Annotated in this window: 5 protein-coding genes; 2 read left to right on the top strand and 3 right to left on the bottom strand. The window is 69.9% G+C overall.

What is annotated here, in order from left to right; translation table 11 throughout:
* Together ACFWBB_RS42530 and ACFWBB_RS42525 are read left to right on the top strand one after the other, a co-directional pair.
* A partial coding sequence (locus ACFWBB_RS42530; protein ID WP_385284666.1) for a PP2C family protein-serine/threonine phosphatase occupies positions 1 to 801 on the top strand: 801 nt, incomplete at its 5' end.
* The gene (locus ACFWBB_RS42525) at positions 798 to 1169 is read left to right on the top strand and encodes an STAS domain-containing protein (protein WP_385284663.1); all 372 of its coding nucleotides are present in this window, start codon (positions 798 to 800) and stop codon (positions 1167 to 1169) included. The genes ACFWBB_RS42530 and ACFWBB_RS42525, both read left to right, overlap by 4 nt.
* 324 nt (positions 1170 to 1493) lie before the next feature.
* Here ACFWBB_RS42525 and ACFWBB_RS42520 read toward each other — a convergent pair whose 3' ends face one another.
* The 3 genes from ACFWBB_RS42520 to ACFWBB_RS42510 form a co-directional block, all read right to left on the bottom strand.
* Positions 1494 to 1664, bottom strand: coding sequence for a hypothetical protein (locus tag ACFWBB_RS42520; RefSeq protein ID WP_044472719.1), 171 nt, complete (start codon positions 1662 to 1664; stop codon positions 1494 to 1496).
* Between the two features lie 209 nt (positions 1665 to 1873).
* On the bottom strand, positions 1874 to 2689 hold the full coding sequence (locus tag ACFWBB_RS42515) for a hypothetical protein (protein WP_385284660.1): 816 nt from the start codon (positions 2687 to 2689) through the stop codon (positions 1874 to 1876).
* A gap of 6 nt (positions 2690 to 2695) precedes the next feature.
* On the bottom strand, positions 2696 to 3022 hold the full coding sequence (locus ACFWBB_RS42510) for a hypothetical protein (RefSeq protein WP_385284657.1): 327 nt from the start codon (positions 3020 to 3022) through the stop codon (positions 2696 to 2698).
* Positions 3023 to 3155 lie beyond the last annotated feature (133 nt).

The raw sequence follows: 3155 nt of genomic DNA, 5'->3' as shown, positions 1-3155 counted from the left end.
TCCACCCTCCAGCGCACCCTGCTGCCGCCGGCACTGCCGGTGGTACCGGGCCTGGAACTGGCCTGCCACTACGCCACCGCCTCCCCAAGGGACGTAGGCGGCGACTTCTACGACGTCTTCCCCCTCGACGGCAAGAGGTGGGCATTCTTCCTCGGAGACGTGTGCGGCAAGGGCCCCGAAGCCGCCGCCGTCACCTCCCTGACCCGCTACACCCTGCGCGCCGCCGCCCTGATCGACCCGGACCCCGACAAAGTCCTCACCTCGCTGAACACGGCGCTGCTCCTCGACCCGGCCGTCGGCACCCGGTTCTGCACCGCCGTCTTCGGCGTCCTGGAACCCCACGAGGAGGACGGGTTCACCATCACGGTGGCCACCGGCGGCCACCCCCCGGCCTACCACCTGCGCGGGCAGGGAGCGGTGGAAGCGGTGCGCCCCCAGGGCGGCATGCTCATCGGCGCCCTCGCCGAGGCGCGCTTCGCCTCCCACACCTTCCACCTCGCGCCCGGCGAAGGACTGCTCCTCTACACCGACGGGCTGACCGAGGCCCGCACCCTGGGCGGAGAAATGATCGGAGAAGAGGGCCTGACCCGCTTCCTTTCCGCGCGCACCGGACCCATCAGCGCGGCGGCGGTCATAGGGGACACCGTCGACCTCATCGACGCCACGCCCCACGGGGCCGGTGACGACGTCGCCCTGCTAGCCCTGTCCGTCCCCCTCGCCGACGCCGCAGACGGCCTCACCGCGACCGCAACCGCCCACACCATCGCCCCCGCCGGCGAGACGCCGGAGAGCCGACTGTGACCGACTTCCGCCTCACCGCACAGCACACCGACGGCGACCTCGCCCTGGCCCACGTCGCCGGGAACCTCGACATCACCACCGCCCCCCACCTGCGCGCCCAGGCACTGGCCCTGATCGAACAAGGCCACCGCCACCTGATCCTGGACCTCACAGCCGTCACCTTCTGCGACTCCTCCGGCCTCAACGCCCTGGTCGGCATCTTCCGCTGCGCCAAGACCGCCGACGGCACCCTGGTCCTCGCCGCCGTCCCCGACCGCCTTCAGCGGATGCTGGACCTCACCGGCCTGAGCACCCTGCTGCCCGCCCACCCCACCGCCGCCCACGCCCTCGTCGCGCACACCCGCAGCCCGGACACGGCCACCGCGTAACCCCCTGCGATGGCCGCCGGGCAAACGCGAACACCGGCACAACGGCGCCACCGGCGCGCAGCAGGCAGGGGTGCCAACTGGCAGCCGGCCTGTCACGGAAGCTGTCCAAGGCTGCGGCCCGGGGCCGGTTCCTGTTGGAGGTGCCGGGGTTCCCTTGCCGGCGCAGGTATCGGCCCCGGACCTGACCGGACGCGTACCCGCGCGGAGACCGGAGAGACAGCCGGCCGTGTGTACAGAACGTGAGAGATAGCCGGACATGCGGGTGGGGGGTGCACTGATCACCAGTGCACCCCCCACCCGCATGTGGCGTTCTGTGAACGCGTCCTACCAGCGGTACCAGCGGCCTCGCTTGCCGCCTGCTCCGGTGGAGCGGGCCAGGAATCCGACCAGCCAGATCACCAGGACGATCACGGCGATCCACCACAGGGCCTTGAGGGCGAACCCGGCACCGAAGAGGATCAGGGCGAGCAGCAGAACGAGTATCAGGGGAACCATAGTTATCTACCTCCGTCCCGCCGTGTGCCCGGCCTTGACCTCCGTACACGCCCCAAATTTATCTGTTTCTTATCCGCCTCTCGGGGCATCCGACGGGACTGTCAGGTCAAGCTGTCGCGGTACATCGCCGGGCGCATCTACTGATCGACGCCGCCTTGGACGGGAAGTTGGACCAGGCGCCGCGCCGGCGGCCGTGACGTCCGGATACCTCAGACCGATGTCAGATCCGGCCGTGGACCGAACCCCCGCTGACAGCGCGGATGGGAGATCGGCCACTCCGCGGCGTCGTCGACGGTTCGCACCGTGCGGTTGGCCTTGTCGGTGTCCTGATGGGTGGTCCAGCCGCAGTCGAGGCCATCGAAGACCTCGACCATGGTGACGCCAGCCTGGCGGGTCCGGTTGAGGGTGCCGGCGTTGTAGGCGACGGCCGACTTGGCGAGGGCGGCGGCCTCGGCCCAGGCACGGACCGGGACGCGAGCGCCGTTGTGATAGACGACGTGGGTCAACTTGTGCTCGGAGGCGAGCCTGGCCGCCAGGTTCCTCGCGGCCTGCTTCGCCGTCATGTTGCCCGCCGCGAGCAGCGGAACCTCTCGGCGAGCCGCCTCTCGCACAGCGCGGTAGAACTGTTTCGCCATCCGCTCGGCCTCCTGCGAGCGGCGCAGAAAATCGGCGTATGAGTCGGCCGCGAGCGACTGCAGGGCGTCGCGGTGGAACGTGGTCCAAGTGAAAGTCGCCCCCAGTGCCTCGGCGGCGGATTGGGCGCCAGCGGCGTACAGGTGGGGTAGCTGCCTCTGGACGAACTGCCGGGCCTCCTGGTCTACGCGCTGGCGGAAGGCGCGGATCGCCTGCTTGAACTCCTCCAACGTTGCCACGGTGTGCGGCGTCCTCGGGTTGCCGGCGAACTGGGCGAGGATGGCGCGCTGTTTGGCGGCGAGCCGTTGCCAGGCTTCCTCGAGTACCGCCGCGACGCGGCGGGCGATCTCGTCCGGGTCTCCGGGCACCAGCGGTGGCCATTCATACGGCATGCCGGCCTACCGGCCACGGCGAGCGCGTAGCAGCGGCGCGGTCACGAGGTCGGTGCTTTCCTCTCCATCGGCCAGTTCGTCCGGCGCAACCAGGTCCACGAGCGCGGTGATCTGGCGTTCGAGCCCTGCGAGGTTGTTGCTCTGGTCGATGGTGACTACGCCGTCCACGGTCATGCGGAGCGGGTCGGCGAGCAGCTTCGCCCTCCGTTCGGCCAAGACCTCGTTTGCGACAGCGCGAGCGGAGGTCAGCCGCGCATAGCGTGCGTCCAGGTCGGCGGTGTCCGTGGTGGGGCCGAGCTGAGCCAGCAGCCAGGCTCGTACAGCGATGTCCATCAGATGCTCCTGTCGTACGAGGTGAGGCGCGGCCCCCGGTCGGTGGCCAGCCGCACAGGTCATGTTCCGCAGGCGAAGCACCAGCACCCGCCGCCCTAGCGGCGGTGTGGTATAAACAAAAACCAGCCCCCCA

This window comes from Streptomyces sp. NPDC060000 (assembly GCF_042737375.1).
Taxonomy (GTDB): Bacteria; Actinomycetota; Actinomycetes; order Streptomycetales; family Streptomycetaceae; genus Streptomyces.
Note: the sequence above shows the minus strand (reverse complement) of the source record. Positions and strands in the feature narration are given on the sequence as shown.

Bases quoted from the DNA above. Each gene is read 5' to 3' on its own strand.
- ACFWBB_RS42520 (WP_044472719.1), bottom strand. From the start codon at position 1,664: ATGGTTCCCCTGATACTCGTTCTGCTGCTCGCCCTGATCCTCTTCGGT.
- ACFWBB_RS42510 (WP_385284657.1), bottom strand. From the start codon at position 3,022: ATGGACATCGCTGTACGAGCCTGGCTGCTGGCTCAGCTCGGCCCCACC.
- ACFWBB_RS42515 (WP_385284660.1), bottom strand. From the start codon at position 2,689: ATGCCGTATGAATGGCCACCGCTGGTGCCCGGAGACCCGGACGAGATC.